The 16447-nt window shown below is 51.1% G+C and carries 13 protein-coding genes; 1 reads left to right on the top strand and 12 read right to left on the bottom strand.

Annotated elements, in window-relative coordinates; all coding sequences use genetic code 11:
• Window positions 1-279: 279 nt before the first annotated feature.
• From KQI79_RS10320 to KQI79_RS10270, 11 genes are all read right to left on the bottom strand, one after another.
• Window positions 280-933 (bottom strand): class D sortase, encoded by a 654-nt coding sequence (locus KQI79_RS10320; RefSeq protein WP_216538152.1) that lies wholly within the window; start codon window positions 931-933, stop codon window positions 280-282.
• 77 nt (window positions 934-1010) lie between these two features.
• Window positions 1011-1256 (bottom strand): hypothetical protein, encoded by a 246-nt coding sequence (locus KQI79_RS10315; RefSeq protein ID WP_216538151.1) that lies wholly within the window; start codon window positions 1254-1256, stop codon window positions 1011-1013.
• Window positions 1257-1284: 28 nt separating this feature from the next.
• A complete protein-coding gene (locus KQI79_RS10310) occupies window positions 1285-1968 on the bottom strand; it encodes a DUF4956 domain-containing protein (RefSeq protein ID WP_216538150.1) in 684 nt (227 codons plus the stop codon).
• Between the two features lie 23 nt (window positions 1969-1991).
• Complete coding sequence (locus KQI79_RS10305) at window positions 1992-2696, bottom strand: polyphosphate polymerase domain-containing protein (protein WP_216538149.1); 705 nt, start codon at window positions 2694-2696, stop codon at window positions 1992-1994.
• Complete coding sequence (locus tag KQI79_RS10300) at window positions 2668-4368, bottom strand: CotH kinase family protein (RefSeq protein ID WP_216538148.1); 1701 nt, start codon at window positions 4366-4368, stop codon at window positions 2668-2670. The genes KQI79_RS10305 and KQI79_RS10300 overlap by 29 nt, the downstream gene beginning before the upstream one ends.
• The gene (locus tag KQI79_RS10295) at window positions 4361-6154 is read right to left on the bottom strand and encodes a CotH kinase family protein (RefSeq protein ID WP_216538147.1); all 1794 of its coding nucleotides are present in this window, start codon (window positions 6152-6154) and stop codon (window positions 4361-4363) included. The genes KQI79_RS10300 and KQI79_RS10295 overlap by 8 nt, the downstream gene beginning before the upstream one ends.
• Window positions 6141-7556, bottom strand: coding sequence for an exopolysaccharide Pel transporter PelG (gene pelG, locus KQI79_RS10290; RefSeq protein ID WP_216538146.1), 1416 nt, complete (start codon window positions 7554-7556; stop codon window positions 6141-6143). The genes KQI79_RS10295 and pelG overlap by 14 nt, the downstream gene beginning before the upstream one ends.
• Window positions 7557-7561: 5 nt before the next feature.
• Entirely contained in the window at window positions 7562-8974 is a 1413-nt protein-coding gene (pelF, locus tag KQI79_RS10285) for a GT4 family glycosyltransferase PelF (RefSeq protein ID WP_216538145.1), read from the bottom strand.
• On the bottom strand, window positions 8971-10806 hold the full coding sequence (locus tag KQI79_RS10280; RefSeq protein ID WP_216538144.1) for a DUF2194 domain-containing protein: 1836 nt from the start codon (window positions 10804-10806) through the stop codon (window positions 8971-8973). The genes pelF and KQI79_RS10280 overlap by 4 nt, the downstream gene beginning before the upstream one ends.
• A 12-nt stretch (window positions 10807-10818) precedes the next feature.
• The gene (locus KQI79_RS10275) at window positions 10819-11712 is read right to left on the bottom strand and encodes a hypothetical protein (RefSeq protein ID WP_216538143.1); all 894 of its coding nucleotides are present in this window, start codon (window positions 11710-11712) and stop codon (window positions 10819-10821) included.
• Window positions 11705-13876: an NAD-dependent epimerase/dehydratase family protein gene (locus KQI79_RS10270; RefSeq protein ID WP_216538142.1), complete on the bottom strand. Its 2172-nt coding sequence runs from the start codon at window positions 13874-13876 to the stop codon at window positions 11705-11707. The genes KQI79_RS10275 and KQI79_RS10270 overlap by 8 nt, the downstream gene beginning before the upstream one ends.
• Window positions 13877-14079: 203 nt before the next feature.
• On the opposite strand from KQI79_RS10270, the gene KQI79_RS10265 reads away from it, so the two are divergent.
• Entirely contained in the window at window positions 14080-15144 is a 1065-nt protein-coding gene (locus KQI79_RS10265; RefSeq protein WP_216538141.1) for a spherulation-specific family 4 protein, read from the top strand.
• A 90-nt stretch (window positions 15145-15234) separates the two neighbouring features.
• On the opposite strand, the gene KQI79_RS10260 is transcribed toward KQI79_RS10265, so the two are convergent.
• Window positions 15235-16371, bottom strand: coding sequence for a response regulator (locus KQI79_RS10260; protein WP_216538140.1), 1137 nt, complete (start codon window positions 16369-16371; stop codon window positions 15235-15237).
• Between the last annotated feature and the right edge of the window lie 76 nt (window positions 16372-16447).

Below are 16447 nucleotides of genomic sequence, written 5' to 3'. Positions count from 1 at the left end.
TTCATGAAAATCACCCAATTCATTAGAAATAAAAAAAGCCTTCTCGGCGATTATTGGGGTGATTTTGAAAAGTCAAGAGGAATGTTTGTTCGCACCCCATGTTTGGGGGTGAAACAATAGAAGACCCTAGCTAGGAAGCTAGAGTCTGCAACGGAATGTGAATTCCGAGAAGCTTATTTTACTATAAAGGAGGGCACTGAATTTTTTCTGAACATTTCATGAAAAAATGAAAAAGAGCCGTTCATCCCCATTCCTAGGCGAACGACTTCTATAAATTCGCTAGCTTGCTGCCGAAGAATCTTCGGTCATCTTTCCTTTCACTATGAGGCGGTGGGTCGATTTACCCATCGGATGGCAAGTGACTAGAGTAATTTCCTTATCCTTCCCGTTTCCCTCCAATACCCAAACTTCATCCGGTTTGACGTATAGCTTTTCCACGACCGTGTAGGTATACTTTTCTTCCCCGTTGTCCACTTCAATCATATCCCCTTCTACCATCTCGTCCAGCCGATTGAAGTTTCGTCCGTAAGTGCGGTTTCGATGCCCGGCGATCGCGTAATTGCCGATTTGCCCCGCCTGTCCGGTATTGTCGATGCTCGCTACGGTTGTTTTCATATTTTCCTGCGTAGCCCCGTGCAATATCGGCAGATTCAAATCGATTTTCTCAATATGCAGCATGCCCTCCAGCCGATCGTCTTTCTCCACGTTTTCGGGCGGCGTTTCCGGCGCAGGTTCCGATTCAACCGCAACATCGACCTGCTCCTCCGTCCCATCCTGATCCGGCTCGTCAAGATCGATATTTTGAAAGCTTGCCTGCCATTCCTGGATCAATTTCTGTTGTTGGTAGTTGTCGTACGTCTCTGAAAGCTTCGGGTAAAAGAAGATCAAAATTCCTGCAATAATGAGCGCAAACGGCCATATTCTGATTCTCATCGTTCCTCCCCTTCCACGCCGGACAGCGCCAGTGCGCCGTATTCGCGGCAAAGCTCCTGACAAGGGCTTCCTTCGGACTACGTTTCCGCTCCTCCCTTTACATAGCAGCATTCGAAACTGTACATCACCATAAGCCCGCGCCGCACCAGAGCGAACACCGTATTGGTCGTGCAGTACCATTCCGGGGTCGGCGAACCGCAATGCCGTTCCCCGCTTGGTCTCGCCCCTTCAAACGTCCAAAACCCGCCCTTCCAGCGAATCAATCGCCCGCCATGTTTTTTCGCCATTTCGAGGGCTTCGCTTTGCATCTCGGATAACGGCATCGATAACTCTCTCCTTGAAGCAACGCCATTACGGCGCATAATCGCCATTATAGCTCACCAACATGACGTCGCGAACCCCTGCAATATTGGAAAGCTCGTTGACGAAAGCCGTGTTGTCGTCGCGCAAGCGCGTTTCTACCGTCATTTCCGTCAAATGTTTACTCACGGTTTTCGATTTCAGTACATATTGCAATTTGCGGAGACGAACCAATACTTCGTCCTGGGCGCTTTCCTCATATTTTAATATAAGCAAATAGGGACTGTCTTTCATTTTCCGGCGGGACAACCAATAAATGACGATCCCTACTCCGAGCGACCCGACGATGGAGATGGGATAGATATGAGCTCCGTTCGCAATGCCGACCGAAATGGCCCAGAACATATACACAATATCCATCGGATCCTTGACGGCCGTACGGAAACGAACAATGCTCAGCGCGCCGACCATCCCTAGAGAAAGGACGATATTGCTGCTGATCGTCATAATAATCAACGTTGTGATCATCGTCATCAATACGAACGTTATATTATAGTTATGGCTGTATACGACGCCTCTGAAGCATTTTTTATAAACCCAATAAATGAACATGCCGATCAAGAAGGATGATAACAATCCCCAAAAAATATCTACCCATGAAACTTTGTTAAACGCTTCTAATTGAAGAACGCTTTTTTTCAAAAAATCTGAAAAATTTAAAGTCGTAGTATCCATTGATTACAACCCCTTTCCCATCGTTAATAGGAGTACACTTTCCGGCTTTCCTTGCATATCGCGTATTTCGAAATCGTCGAACGCTGCTGCGCCGACATTTGCAACAGCTGAAAGATATGGCCCGGAACGATCTCGTTATATTTCACTTCCAGGATCGTCCGCGGGCCGTCGATCATGCTGCGGGTCGTCAAGTACGGGTCGAAGATGTCGAAAGACTGAATCCCGGCGGATAGTTGCTTGTCAAACGTAATTCTTACATCGGACACGTTGTAAACGTACGCTTCGCGTATATAATCGACGATAACGGCCGGTTTCATAAAGCCGTGCTGTACCGCATAGTAAAATTCCCGTTTCAAATCCGACTCCGAATCGGCGATAACTTCTGTTTTCCCTTGCAGGATCGCTTCCACTTCCGCCCGCGTGAGGGAAGCCGATTCCTTCGAAACGTATTGATTCCATTTGTTTTTCCGTTCCAGTTTGATCACGGAGTCGCTTTTATTGTAAATGCGGATGCGGTATTTTTTCCGGTCCAGAATCCCGTCGTTTTTCTCATGCAAAGCCGATTCGTAAACATTGTCGAAATAAAGGCTGCGGATATGGTAACCGTTCGCGTCGACGGAGTTCTCGTCCAATTTCAATATGGATTTGACCCGTTCCCGCAGCCCTGCGTATTCATGATTATGGATGTAAAATTTCAATTCATGCCTCAGCTTTCGTCTGTCTTGCATTGCTTTCCCTGCCTTCCGCATCATTTCGTCCGTAATATACCGGTTCATCGATCAATTGCGACCCTTCGCGCAGCTTTCGCTCCATCTCGGCAAAACCGAATTGACCCCATTCTTCGGCCGTCATGCCGAACACTTGCCGCAATTCTTCCATCAACAGAAGCGGACGCCGCTGTACGAACGTTTCCATCTCGGCCACCGCCGCTTCCCAACGATCGACGGAATCCCCCCATCGTTGGGCATGCCGCGGCATTTCGGGTGCCAGCGCCTCTTTCGTTTCCTCGATCGCGGATAGAACGCGTTGGGCGGAAAAGGTGCCTTCCAGCCTGAAAGCAAAGCGGCGCAGAAATTGCTCGCGTAACGCAGGCTGGCTCATGAGAACTTGAAACAGTCGGATCGACGGGTACTTGCTCATCTTGTCGGACATGACCTTAGCCGTTGCGGGATATTCTGCGTTCAGAAAACTCATATCCCCGTCATAGAAAATCCAGCGCCACTTGCCATCCTCTTTCTGCGGCTTCCAGTAGCGTATGTTATGATCCGGCCAATCCTCGTTGGCAATGTACAGTTCGCCGATCATGTAATCGAAGAAATTGTCAAGATCGATGTCGCGTTCCGCGAAGGAGAAATCGACCGACCGGCCGAGCCTGATCCGCTCGACTCGTTCCATCAAGGCGTCGAACGCCTCCCCCGATCCTTCCTTCACCGTACCGGACGATTCCAGCAAATCAAGTTTGCTCGCTTTCACTCCATGGCGCTGTTCCAAAAATTTATCCGATATTTTATCGCGTAAATCGCAAATACCGTAATATTCCCCGTTAATATAAACAACAACAGGGCGGTAATACTGTGCGTCGACCTCCGTATCCTGGAACAGCAAGCCGGAGATCGCGTCCCGCATATGCGTTTGCCCGAAATCCTGGCCGCCGTTGCGCAGCACAAGAGAGCTGTAACGGTGATTCGCCGCTTCGGGAAAGAAGGGGTATTCAAACCGTTTCGGGCCGTATTGTTTCTTCGCATACAGGGCCAACGATTTTTGCGGCTTTTCCCGCGATTCGCCGCCCATCACCCGTACGCCCGCTCCCGCTTCGTAACCGAGCGTTCCGTCGGGCTCATACCATTGGATATGAGCCGCAATGCGCGTATCGTCGCGTACGCCGCCCTTCGCGCCGTTCTCGGGACGCAATATACCCGCCTCGGGCGACCATAGATCATCCGGTTCGGCCGTTATGGAGACGACAGGCAGCGAATGGCGCTCGCCGGCGAAATATACGCCCGTCCGCACGTCCCCCATCGATCCGTCGCCGCGTATCATTCTTGCCCGGATGACAACCGTCTCGGTTACGGATATGGGCTCCGCATATAAATCCGATTCTTTGCCCGGCTCCGAACCGTCCGTCGTATATCTGATCTCGCTATCCGCATCCGTCCCTCTGCCTTCGATTTCCAAGGCAAAAGGCTTCTCAAAATAACCCGGATCGGCGGAAAAGACAAGCTCCTCCCTACCGGCCATCTCCATATCCGCCATTTCCCGCTCCTGCTCCTTTTCCGACTCGTTCTCCAAGACGGAGATTTCGGGCGGTTGCCCCCCCTCTTGATTCCACGCCCATAGGAGGGCAGCGATGATTACGCAAACGAGAAAACAAACAGCCGCAATCCGTTTCGCATTATTCATCTTCCATATCCCTTGGATGCATGACAACGGGTTGTGCCGCAGTGCCCGATATATAAAACTCGCGTATACCGTAGTATAAATGGCTTTCCAGCGTGTCAAACGCGACTTGCCGGTTGCCTTTGCTATCGGTAATCAATACCCGCCAATAATATTTGCCCGGCTGCAGCGTGTCTACTTGTTGCGACAGCACGGTCAGCCCGTCCCGATCCTCGACAAGTTGGGCGAAATCCGGCGTCCGGCTAACCTGAAAATGGTATACGATATCATCGCCCTGCAAATCGTACGAGTTGGACCATTGGAACAGCCATTTTCCGTCCTTCCGTTCGACGTCTGCCAAATAGACCGGCATCGGGTTTTCCAACGCTTCGAGGAAGATCCGGTAGTTTTTCTCGGGAAGTCCGATGAGCCGGTCCCATTCCTTCCGGTACGTTTCCGGCGTCCCCGGCAAATATCCGATATCCGGTTCGCTAAGCGTCACGGCCGGGGCGACCTTCCGGTATTGATCCAGCAATTCCTTCGTTCTTTCTGGCGTAACGATCGTCATCAACTCCTCGATTTTATCGATCAGTTGCCGTACATTTTCCGGATTCTTGAAAAACCGATGCTGCAGTTTGCTTCCCCAGTAATTGGAGATGCCTTTTTGCCACGGGCTGTTCTGCACATCTTCGCCCTTCTGCTGCGTATATCCCCACGCCCCGTCGTAATCCCACGGGAGGAAGAACCATTTCTCCGAATTGAGCGGCGAATACAGATAGAAATTTTGCGAGTTGGTATCCATGTTGTCGAACAATATATTCACCGCCATCCAGGTCAAAAAATTGTCGCGGTCGAAATGCTTTTCGAATACTTCGTCGAAATTCAGTCTTTCATCGTTCACGTCGTCGAGCATTTGCAGCAGTTTGGCGTGATCCTTGCTTCCCTTGACTTCGAGAATGCGTTCGAACGCAGCCAAATCGTATGTCGGATCGTCGGCCAATTTCAACGATTCCGGGTAACGCAGAAATTCGAAATAGCTCGCTTTATACAATTGCCCGTTCGGATCGAGCCCGTGCGTGCGCAAGAACGATTTGTTCGGTTGCTCGATTTGGGTGTACAGGCCGTAGTTCTCGAATTTCGGATTCGGCGCTCCCCCCGTTAAATCTTTGACATGCAGCCGGACGAATTGCGTCCGCAAACTGGTGAAATCGGGTATTTCCTTGAAATAATCGAAGCTTAATTTATTGCGGATTCGGGTCAAATCGTACGGATGTTTGATCAAATTGACCGTTTTCTGTTCCCTCCATAAGCCGCTTCCTTCGGTCAGTTTGATCTTGTAAGCTTTTTGCTTCGATCGTCGCGTAGAGTTTCCCCGGATCGTCACCGTCGCGTTCGGCAGGATGTCGTCAAAACCGAACATGCCGCTCTTCGGTCCCGTTTCATCCCCTTCTTGAAAAATCGTATCCAGAACGACGGCCGGCTCGGACGGTTCTTTCAATGTGATCTTATTGAGCTCCGCCCACGTCGCAGGCGGATTCTGCTGGATATTCGTCTCCGTTATCGTCAAATAGAGATCGACGATCGTATCGCCTCGATCTTCCTCATAGACCATTCGGTTCTCGACCAATTTCGGACTGTAATCGACCGCCAACGCTTCGATATTCGCCGTGGTTTCGGCCTTCACGGGTTCGACCGGCTCTTTGCCCGATGTTTGCGTTCCCGGCCCCCCGGAAGAACATCCGGCCAGCAACATGACGGCTCCTAAGCAGGCGGCGATCCATCGCCGGCGCGAATCATCATACCGTTTCACCGGTTATCCCCCCTTTTTGTTTCATTACTAGCGGTTGTGAGCTGAATGTGTAATACAATAAGTTTTTCAATATATAAGACAATCTGGCGAGCGCGAAAAGCAGCGATAGGGACGATGCGCAGAATACCGCAAAGCTCGGATCCGCTTGCAGCAAAGCGGCGCCCGCCGAAAAGACGACGATCATGGCAAAGAACGCGCCCGCCAGCGCAAGCACGCCTTTACGGTCGTCGAAATATAACAGAACCAACGACAAAACGTTGTAAATAACAAAGGCGTAAAAAGCCATGACGAGCACTGTATACGTTTCGATCTGCGTGGATAAAAATCCAACCATCGGCAAGAGCCTTATACCCAAAGCGATCGCGACAATGGAACAAACCAGCTGGATGCCCATAATCAGCACCAGCTCTTGCGTCAACATACGGCCAATATCCTTGTGCGCCGATTCGATATCGGCGATGGAGCCCTGCCCAAGGACCGAATCGTAAAATTCGCGGCATTTCGGATAGAAATTCGTTTCTAACGAAACGACGAACATCACCAAGGTTGGGGTGATGGACAAGAAGGCGTAAAAGACGGCCGCATCGTATTCCGGGGTCATCAAAAATGCGTCCTGCACCCATCGGCCGTTGGTAAGCCAATAGACGAATTGGTGCGAATATAAGCCGAGCGTGCCCAAAAGTCCCGCTGCGATAAGAGACGGGTATTGCCGCGCTCTTTGGAGCCAGGCGAAATCGGGCGCCTGAGCGCGCACTCGGAAAGATTCCTTGACGACGCCGAGCAGCCACAGCATCGTAATCAACCAGCCGCCGGCCAGGCATAGCGTCATATCCGCCGCGGTAGGCGCGTTGGTCCAGGACAACCAGCCCCACGCCGCCGCCAAAGCGACGGCCATACCGGTTAAGAATGCGTAAAATACCGCCTTAAACCGCTTGATGGCCGAAACGTAAACCGTCAAATGCCAGATGACGATCAGTTCCATAAAATTAATATAAAGCGGCAGCTTGTACGACACGGGCAAAGGCGACCATATCAAGAAAGCTCCCCCGCCAAGCGCGGCGGCAGGCAGCAATATTTTGAGCCCGCCGAATACCGAGGGGAGAATTTCCCCGTAGCGCTGTTCGTATATCATGTCCGATACCGTTCGCGTCATCAGCATCCCGATCGCGGAGTGAAAAATATAAGAAAAAACAAATGCATACACAAGACCGGAGAAAAACAATTCCCGTTCGTTGTAATGCGCTCCCCGCTCGATCATCATCCATTGGATGGCGGCGACGGCCAGCATACAGCTGCACAGCGGTCCGACCGTTATCACCGACGAAAAGACATATGCCTTCAGCCGGTTGAACACGCCTTCCTTTTCATACAATTTTCTTAACTCAAATCCAACCCCTGCCATAATGGTTACCTCTCACATGATTGATACAACGACTTATAAGCGTCGATAAAAGCTTTTTTGGTATAATACTCGCCGACCCGCTTCCTTCCGTTTTCCCCCATACGATTGCGCAATTCCGTATTTCGGCACAAAGTCAGAATCGCGCTGGCGATCCGTTCGCTATTCATAACGGGCACGACGATTCCGGCTTCGCCGTAATCGTCATGCGCGCCGTACAGCAGTTCCTTGCAGCTGCCCACATCCGTTGCGACGAACGGCTTGCCGGCCGCCATTCCTTCCAATACGGCCAGCGGCTGCCCCTCGCTGATGCTCGTAAGGGCAAGTACGTCCATTTTCCCCAGGTAAGAGAATAAAGGAACGTTCCCGGTGAACATTTCGCTGCCCAATCCCAAGTCTTCCGCCAACTGGACGCACTCTTCGTAATACTCTTCGTTTTCATCGAAAGGCCCCATAATGTAGAACGAAGCTTGCGGCATTTCCTGCTTCACCAGCGCAAAGCTTTGAACCATCGTCTTGATGTCTTTAATCGGAACAATACGGACAAAGGCGCCGATATGGATGCGCTCATCCCCCGGTTCCTTGCCCGGAAGCGCGGCAAAATCCGCCGTTTCGATGCCGTTCGGCACAATTTGAATTTTGTCCGGATCGCAACCGAGCTCGATTTCAATCTCCCTGTTGCGGTTAAAGAGCGTCACGACCCGGTCGGCGTAATGATAAGCGCAGCCCGCCAGCTTATAGAAATAATCGATCCATAGATCCTTGAAGTAACCCTTGACCCAACTTGCTTTAATAATTTCCTCCTCGCGTTCCCGCGAGTAAATGCCGTGTTCCGTCAACAGCATCGGCTTGCCGTACAAATGCTTGGCCAAGCTGCCGATGACGCCCGCGTAACCCGTTGTGACGCAATGATACAGATCCGCCTGCGGTACGGGCTCGCGCAATAGAAGGAACAGCGGCACGACCATGGAACGGGCCGTCCAGAACATTTCCGTAAACGGAACGTACAAGTACCGCTCTTGGCATAATTGATGGATAATGTCGAAAAAATCGCGGCTCATCAGAAAGTCGGCCACCGATTTCATATCGGCGTTTCGCAGCGTATCGAATACTTGCTTCCAGTCCGGCGCGTCCTCTCGTACGAACAGGCTTTTCAAGGCATGAATTTGGTTTGGATCGAGCCCATAGCGTCCGCTCGGCCGTCCTTCCTCCTGCAAGTAAGAATCCAGGAACACTTCCCTAATCTCTGAAACGTTGGAAGGGAGCTCGTATTTGAATTTTCCCCGATCCTTCTGTTCCGCCCCGATCGCGTAAATGACGAATTCATGCTCAGGCATAGACTGGAGCAACGTATGCAGCCAACTGGACACCCCGCCGGTTACATAAGGGTAGGAGCCTTCGGCAATAATCGCTATTTTCATAATGATCCCTTCAGTTCGATTTCGAATTTGGCGTCTTTCGCTTGTACCAAATACACATTCTCGTCCACCCGTTTGACGCTGCAATGCTTCAGCGCCCCGATTTTTTTGTCCGTACGGAGAAGGAAGTAGAGATCCCCGCTGAACCGGTTCACATAGCCGCGCAATTTCCCTTCTTCGCTCCTGTCGACATACACTTGCGCCGCGGCCGTCTTTTTGACTTCTACCGCCGCTTCCGCCGCTGTCATACTGCGTAGAAAACCGTAACGCTCGCCTTGAAACTGCAGAAAACGGTCCATACGTTCGTACAACTGCTCCCATGTGTACGGAAAACTGCGTTTAAGATCCAGAATATCGTCCGGATGGACGAAATGGGAAAATACGCCGACGGAAGAAGCTCCGTTCATGCTTACCCAATACATGTAATCTTCAAGCAGGAAGCCCGATGTCAGCCGCGGAAGCTCGACGATGCCGTCTTCCGCCACCTCGAATTCCTGCACATAGGCAAATTGTTTCTCATCCACGGTATAAAGCGACGAAATATTCGTTAAGTCCGGCAACGCCTTCGCTAGAATCTCCCTTCCTTCCGGACCGAGAACGTTGGAAGGCGGAACGTATGTTTGAATCTTGTTGGACGGAAACACGCTTTGGGCAAAGCGGAGCGCCGCGCCGAGCGACCCGGCCATATCATCGGCCGACGCCCACGGTTTATAACCGAAAGCGGCGGATATTCGCTCGCTCGTTACGAAAGATTGATGATTATATCCGTGCAGCCCGATTTCGCCGCCGCCTTTAAGGACTTCACGGCCCAACGTCGCCAAGCTGCTTCGATCCGCTTGCTTCGGCGTTAGAAAAGGCGGGGTTACGTCGTCTTCATACGTTTCGATTAGCACTCCCGTATATTTCACGTTATGCTTCTGGGCAAGCCGAACCATATAAGGCCACCATATTTCCTTAAAAAATCGCGGCTCGCTCCGTTTATAGGTCCGATACAATTCTTCGTTAATTCCGTTCGGAAACGGAGCAGGGAAATCGTCGATATAAACCAGCTTTACATTGAAGATGGAATACAGCATGTCGGGAATCAAAAGCCCCGTAATTCCGGTAATCAAGCCTCTGCTCGTCTTCTCGTCCAGCATCGTTCCGTTAAAGACAACGAATTTGCCCTTTCCGTACGGCGTTTCCCACAGGAGCGGATCTCCCGCCGCCGACGTCATATGCACGTTCGCTTGGTCCCCCAAATCCATGCGCAGGGATGAATTCGTAATAAAATCTTTATTGAGCTCATACCCCTTCATACCGATTAAAATATTGGTTTGAAACCGAACCCCTTGCGGCAATATGTATTCGCCTACGTCATAGGCCCCCAATTTGCGGTAAATGGCAAGCAAAACGTCGTCCAAATCCGGTGCGGTCGCGAGCAGCAAATGGCCGCCTTGTTCGACGTAAGGAGCCAGCCAGCTATGATCCGTTAACCGGCCGAGCCGCGGCATGGCGATGATGACCGCTTGATACCGATCCGGGCTTCCCTGCAGCTTGGCCGCCTCCATAATGTCCGCCGTCTGTTTCATATCCTTCAACGTTCTGGCAATATTGTCTTTCAAACGAATGCTGTAAGGATTATCGTCGTCATACAATATAAGAATTCGATCGGTCTGCAGCGAGGCGGCTTCTTCCGGTGAAATCGCATCCCGATAATCAAGCGAGTCCGGCGTCTTGGCTTGAAGTCGTCCCGTCCATGCCAATAGCTCATCCTGACGCGATATTTGCAGCGCAATTCCAAGAATAAGAACCAGCGCTAAAATGAAGTATATATTTTTCTTTTGCAGTCCCATGTCAACCTCGCCTCACTCACTGTTATGCAGCCAAAATCGGATGACGCCGAGCGCATCGGGCGTTACGCGAATCGGCGCGGCCCGCAGCGCCTGCAGCGTGGCAAGAAGCCGCTCCCGTTGGCCTAATTCATATCTCAGCTTCAATTCGGCCAAATACGGTTCCTCGCGGCCCGGATACGCTTCATAGAAGCGGCCTGTCCAATATTCGGCCCGGTCCCCGTTCCCTACTTGAAGCTCGGCCTCAATCATATCGGTATAGTGCGAGACATCCCCTTTGCCGGTTTCCAACAGCCGCTCGAGCACCTCCGTTTGCAGATGCCGGTATTGGGACTGCGTATGGCGATCCAAAAAACCGAGGTCCAAGAATCGTTTCAACGCATCGGCATACGACAACAACAACTCCGGATCGCCCGGTGACTGCTCGTAACGCACCGCCAGCTTCTGCAGCATGAGCGTCAGCTTGCGCTTCAGTTCCGTAACCGCCGAGACGGCGTAATGGGAGGTTTCCGTATCGTCGTTGCCGACGGCGGCCTCCAGCAAATCAGGACGCGCCTCCCTTTCCGTCTTCAGCAGATCGAGCAGCATGCGCCGCCGTGTCGTCACATCGCTATAGTATAAAGCTTCTTCCAGAGGAACGAGATTGATTTCCTGCCGGATATCGACCTGCCGCGGATTTTTCCCGTTGTCCGTTCCGCTGTACACGAGATGCGCAAACCGTTCCTCATCCGTCATCTCCTCCTTGGAACGCTTTGCCGGCATGGACGCCCATAAGGCTACGATCAGGCCGACAAAAGGGATGCACACGATCAAGGTCAGATCGGTGCGCCAAGGGCGGCGGTTGAAGATGAGGAAAGCCAAATACGCCAAGCTCAATCCAACATAAATGAGATAAGCCGTCTTATACATAAGATTTATCCCTGCCAAGCAGCGCGGCGTGAATGCCCGAAGAACTCAATCGGTCCGCAACGCGGGCGGCTTCTTCTGTCGTCGAATTCGACAACAGCACTTGGATATTCCGATTCCGATCCAGACCGATATAATCCGATTCGCGCAAGCATTGGGCGATCCGCATGACGGTCTGTCTCCAATTCGGACCGTTGTCGCGAATCTCTAGCAAAGCGTAATGGATATTGTAGGTTTTCCGCAGCTTCTCTTTTTGTTCTATCATTTCTTGCATGGCATCCATATTCAATAATGCCGAGTCCTCCACGTAACGTTCGCTGCGGACCGCTCCGGCAAATTGAAACGCTCTTGCCAAAGAACCGGAGATAAGCTCCGACGCCACCTTGAACAGATGCTCATGGTATAAGGTAAAACGTTCGAATTCGATTTCGTGCAGCGAGATGACGGCTACCGTTTCCCCCTCATGCACGATGGGAGCGGCCATCATCGGCATTTGGCCCGCCAGTTCGCGGTTAATGAATAGGTTTTGTTCGTCGACAACAGTCCGCCATTGCGGCGCGTCGTCCACATGCAGCGATTTCGGCAACAGGAAATCGTCCCGATTCGACCGGACCATGAGGCGCAAGAAACCGTTGGTTCGGTAGGAATAAATGGAGACCGAACGGTTGCCCATCAACTGTTCGATTACGCCGACGGCCGCGCCGACTACTTCTTCCGGTTGCAAACTTTCCAGGTTTCGGACAATGGCGTACAATCGTCCGAGACTGTCCTTGCTATTGACGATTTGCTGCTGCAACTGCTCCTTGACCTCGAGCGTATCTTCGTAAACCTTCTTCAAGACATTGTAATCCGCCAGCGCCGTCTCCATCTTCCCGTCCGCCGCAGCGATTTTTGTTTTGCGTTTGTCTGTCGTATACCCGATGATTAATCCCAAAAACAAATAGATAGCGACTTGGAAGAACGCTTCCGTATCGTATACGAGCGACAACAGTTCGCGGCCTTCCGCCACTTGCCCGTACAGGTAATAAACGATCGCCAAACAAACGGAAATCATCGATTGGCGGATTCCGTACAAGCTTGCGATGAGTATGATGTAGAAAAGCATGAAGTCCAAGGACAAGTACCGGAAAACCAGAGAGGAGTCCACTAATGCTACGATGGCGAACAGAAAAATATTTTCGACATAGGGAAGAATTTTCTTCCACGTTTCCGGCAGCGCGAATCTTTTTTTCTCGCGCTGCGGCCCGGTTTCGGCGCGTTGCTCGAACCAGGCGATCGTTTTTTGCAGCCCTTCCTGTACCGAATATAGCGGAACCCAGTCCAGGGAGCGTTTCAATCTGGTATTGTCTAGCGACGATCTATAAATGTCGCCTTTCCGCGCGTCCAAATAGCGGACACCTGCCGTCTGCTTCTCGGCCGAAAGCATGCGGATCAAATCGTTCAAACTCGTTTCCGTACTTGTCGATAAATTAAATACCCCGGTAATATCGCTGTACGCCCCGCGGTAGATGGCATCCGCGACGTCCTCCACGTAAATAAAGTCCCTCGTCTGGCCGCCGTCTCCGTATACGACCAGTTCTTGGCCGTTCATCAGCTTATTTAAGAAGATGGAAATGACGCCGCCCTCTCCCGTGTCGCTCTGGCGCGGTCCGTACACATTGGAAAAGCGGAAACAAAGCGTATCAAGTCCGTACATTTCTTGCCACTTGGCGCAGTACTGCTCGCCAAACCATTTATGCGTCCCGTACGGAGAAATCGGCGCGCACGGCGTATCCTCCGAGAGCGGGAGCCCTTCTTCCTGCATGCCGTAAACGGCGGCGGTCGAGGCGAATATAAATTTTTTCACCCCATGCTTGGCCGAGAGGCTGAGCATATTGGCGATCCCGAGCATATTCGACTGCGCGTCCTCGTAAGGGCGTTTCACCGAGCGCTGCACGTCGATTTGCGCGGCAAGATGCACGACGAGATCGAACTTGCCGCTGCGGAACACTTCCTCGCATTTCGGATCTTCCACATTCATGGTATACAATTGATGTTTAAACGAGATATGGTGGGTTTGTCCTGTAGTTAAATTATCAATGATGCTAACCTGATGCCCTTCCTTATGAAAGCGTTCGGCGACGAAAGAGCCGATAAAGCCGCAGCCGCCAGTAATTAGAACTTTCATTTTCCCCCTTAACCCCCGAATTCGTAATCTATGCCTTGCCGAGAACGATCGAAAGTTGTCGACACTGCAACAGTATCCAAGTGTAACCGAGCCTTCTAAACATTTTCTGAACATTATTGAAACGATTGACATGATGGAAATATCAATGGTAGCCTAAGTGGGATCAATCGTAACGAAACGCAAATAGGAAGGGGGTAACGAATATGAAGGCGATGAATGTTTTCGCTTGTTTGTTCTTATCGCTGATTGTTTTCATTCCCGGCGCCTCGGCCAAGGCCGCAGAATCATCCCAAAGCTCCGCCAAGGAGGCCGCTCCTTATCGATTGCTTATTTACTACGGAATTCCCGAGCAAGTTAACGATGCGCAGGATGACGGGAATGCCGCCAGCATATTCGCGCAATACGACTTTATTGTATTCTCGGCCGGGCTTGAGCAACCGCAGCATAAATACTCGGCATCGACGCGGGAGATTATGGCGGGGATCAAAAAGTTGAACGAGAACGCGCGCATTTTCGGATATGTGGATTTGGGGGTCACGACGAAATATAACTATACGACGGAACAGCTTGCAGAACGATATCAACTTTGGGCGGAGATGGGGGCCGACGGCATCTTCCTGGACGATGCCGGTCATGATTTCGGAGTGAGTCGTGCCAGATTGAATCACGCCGTACGGACGGTGCATTCGCTGAATATGTCGGCATTTGTTAACGCATGGAATCCGGACGACGTCTTTGCAGACCGGATCGATAAAGAGATGAACCCGGACGGATCGCCAACCGCTCTCGGGGCGCAAGACTATTTTTTGATCGAAAGCTTTTTAAAGCCGACCGATATCAGCGATTCAAACAGCGGCAGCGCCTATGGCAGCGGATTTCAAAAAAGAATCGACAAGCTGCTGGAATACCGAAAAACATACGGCACGAAATTGCTGTCCGTCAGCAAGATCGATTACCAATCGATCTCCAAAAATGATTTGCGCAAGTTCTTTCGCATGAACGAAGCCGCGGCGGGCGTTTTCTCCCTGGACGGATACGGAGTCGCCGCCTGGGAGTATAGTGCGGGCACCGTCAATCGGAATGTCGTCGAGTTGTTTCCATACTTTGAAAACTACATGGATTATTACAAAATCGATGCAAAATATCGGAAATTAACCGGGGGTTCCGATTACCAACGCAACGGATTTCGATTGCATTCCGAGGAAGGGGAGCACTTCTACAACATCCCCGAGCTTTATGGCAATATGAAAAAAGAACAAAAAAAATAGCCGGCGGCAATCGTCGAATCCGGCAGAACGGTCATCACGCTTTAATGGGAACGAACCTGTCTTGAATGAGAGTATTGCGATGGGCAAACGTTAGATGCTTTTTTTCCATTGCTCGTACCAGTCGCTTACCTCCTTGCCCGGTTCGATTCCCAACTCCTCTTTTAAATTGGCGCACAGCTGCAGGTATTGCTTCATCACATCCCGGTAATTGCCGAGTTCCGCATTAATTTTCATCAGACCGAAATATCCTTCCTCAAAGTAAGGACATTTCTCCTGTATGGTGATATATAACGGCACGGCGTCCGCATACTGTTTGGCGGCAACGTAATAATCGACGACTTGCTTGGCGTGATTCAGCCATACGATACGGAGACGCTCCTGTTCCCCTTCCGCCCAAATATAGTTATGCTCCGCCAAGTAATCGCCCTTGTACAATTCCAGTAAACTTCGATGCAATTCGATCGTCTCCGGAGCGGGAGCCGGCGCTTGGCGAACCCCTTTTTCCCATTCCTCCGTATCCAGCTTCATCTCTCCGATTTCAAGCCGGTAACCCTCGTCCATATATTTCAGTATAATGGGAAGCTCCTTCTGTTTAATGACTTGACGAATTTGATATATGGTCGTATGTAAATGAGCGGATGTTTTCTCCGCGTCATAGCTCGGCCACAACAGCTCTACGATCGATTCTTTGCGCACCGTCTGGCCGCAGTGGTGAATCAGAAACGCGAACAGTTCCTGCGCTCTGGACGTTCGCCATTGAAAGGATTGGGGGTCGCGATTCATGTCGACATAATGCAAACTGGATAAGCAGCATAACATCAATTCGCTCTTATCAGCGACGGCGGGCTTCCCATTTCCTACCCGTTTGTCGAGCCGTTGCAGCGTCTTGCTCAGTCGGTCGGTACTAACCGGCTTAAGCAAATAATCGAGTGCGTTCAGTTCGAACGCTTCAACGGCGTATTCGTTAAATGCCGTAACAAATACGATGTGGAGATGCGGTTGAATCTGCAACAACCGTTCCGCCAATTCCATTCCTCCGATCTCCGGCATTTCAATGTCCAGAAATACGAGATGCAGCGTTTCGCGTTTTGCCAACTCAAGCGCCATGCGCGGATCTTGATACGAACCGATCAATTCGATCGCCGGCCCGTCCCCTTCCCGGTCCTTCAACAGCTTTTCCATTCTTCGCAAAGCCAGCGGCTCGTCGTCAACGATAATCGTCCTCATGCTCTACCTACCTCCTTCGGATCCTTATGGCAATGTTAGTAGATACGGTCTCTTTTTTTGTCAGATAATGCTATTG

The organism is Paenibacillus sp. MSJ-34 (genome assembly GCF_018918005.1).
In the GTDB taxonomy this organism is placed as follows: Bacteria; Bacillota; Bacilli; order Paenibacillales; family Paenibacillaceae; genus MSJ-34.
The sequence above is the reverse complement of the archived record's forward strand: the minus strand, read 5'-3'. Positions and strand labels throughout refer to the sequence as shown.

Bases quoted from the DNA above. Each gene is read 5' to 3' on its own strand.
- KQI79_RS10320 (WP_216538152.1), bottom strand. From the start codon at position 933: ATGAGAATCAGAATATGGCCGTTTGCGCTCATTATTGCAGGAATTTTG.
- KQI79_RS10315 (WP_216538151.1), bottom strand. From the start codon at position 1,256: ATGCCGTTATCCGAGATGCAAAGCGAAGCCCTCGAAATGGCGAAAAAA.
- KQI79_RS10310 (WP_216538150.1), bottom strand. From the start codon at position 1,968: ATGGATACTACGACTTTAAATTTTTCAGATTTTTTGAAAAAAAGCGTT.
- KQI79_RS10305 (WP_216538149.1), bottom strand. From the start codon at position 2,696: ATGCAAGACAGACGAAAGCTGAGGCATGAATTGAAATTTTACATCCAT.
- KQI79_RS10300 (WP_216538148.1), bottom strand. From the start codon at position 4,368: ATGAATAATGCGAAACGGATTGCGGCTGTTTGTTTTCTCGTTTGCGTA.
- pelG (WP_216538146.1), bottom strand. From the start codon at position 7,556: ATGGCAGGGGTTGGATTTGAGTTAAGAAAATTGTATGAAAAGGAAGGC.
- pelF (WP_216538145.1), bottom strand. From the start codon at position 8,974: ATGAAAATAGCGATTATTGCCGAAGGCTCCTACCCTTATGTAACCGGC.
- KQI79_RS10280 (WP_216538144.1), bottom strand. From the start codon at position 10,806: ATGGGACTGCAAAAGAAAAATATATACTTCATTTTAGCGCTGGTTCTT.
- KQI79_RS10275 (WP_216538143.1), bottom strand. From the start codon at position 11,712: ATGTATAAGACGGCTTATCTCATTTATGTTGGATTGAGCTTGGCGTAT.
- KQI79_RS10270 (WP_216538142.1), bottom strand. From the start codon at position 13,876: ATGAAAGTTCTAATTACTGGCGGCTGCGGCTTTATCGGCTCTTTCGTC.
- KQI79_RS10265 (WP_216538141.1), top strand. From the start codon at position 14,080: ATGAAGGCGATGAATGTTTTCGCTTGTTTGTTCTTATCGCTGATTGTT.
- KQI79_RS10260 (WP_216538140.1), bottom strand. From the start codon at position 16,371: ATGAGGACGATTATCGTTGACGACGAGCCGCTGGCTTTGCGAAGAATG.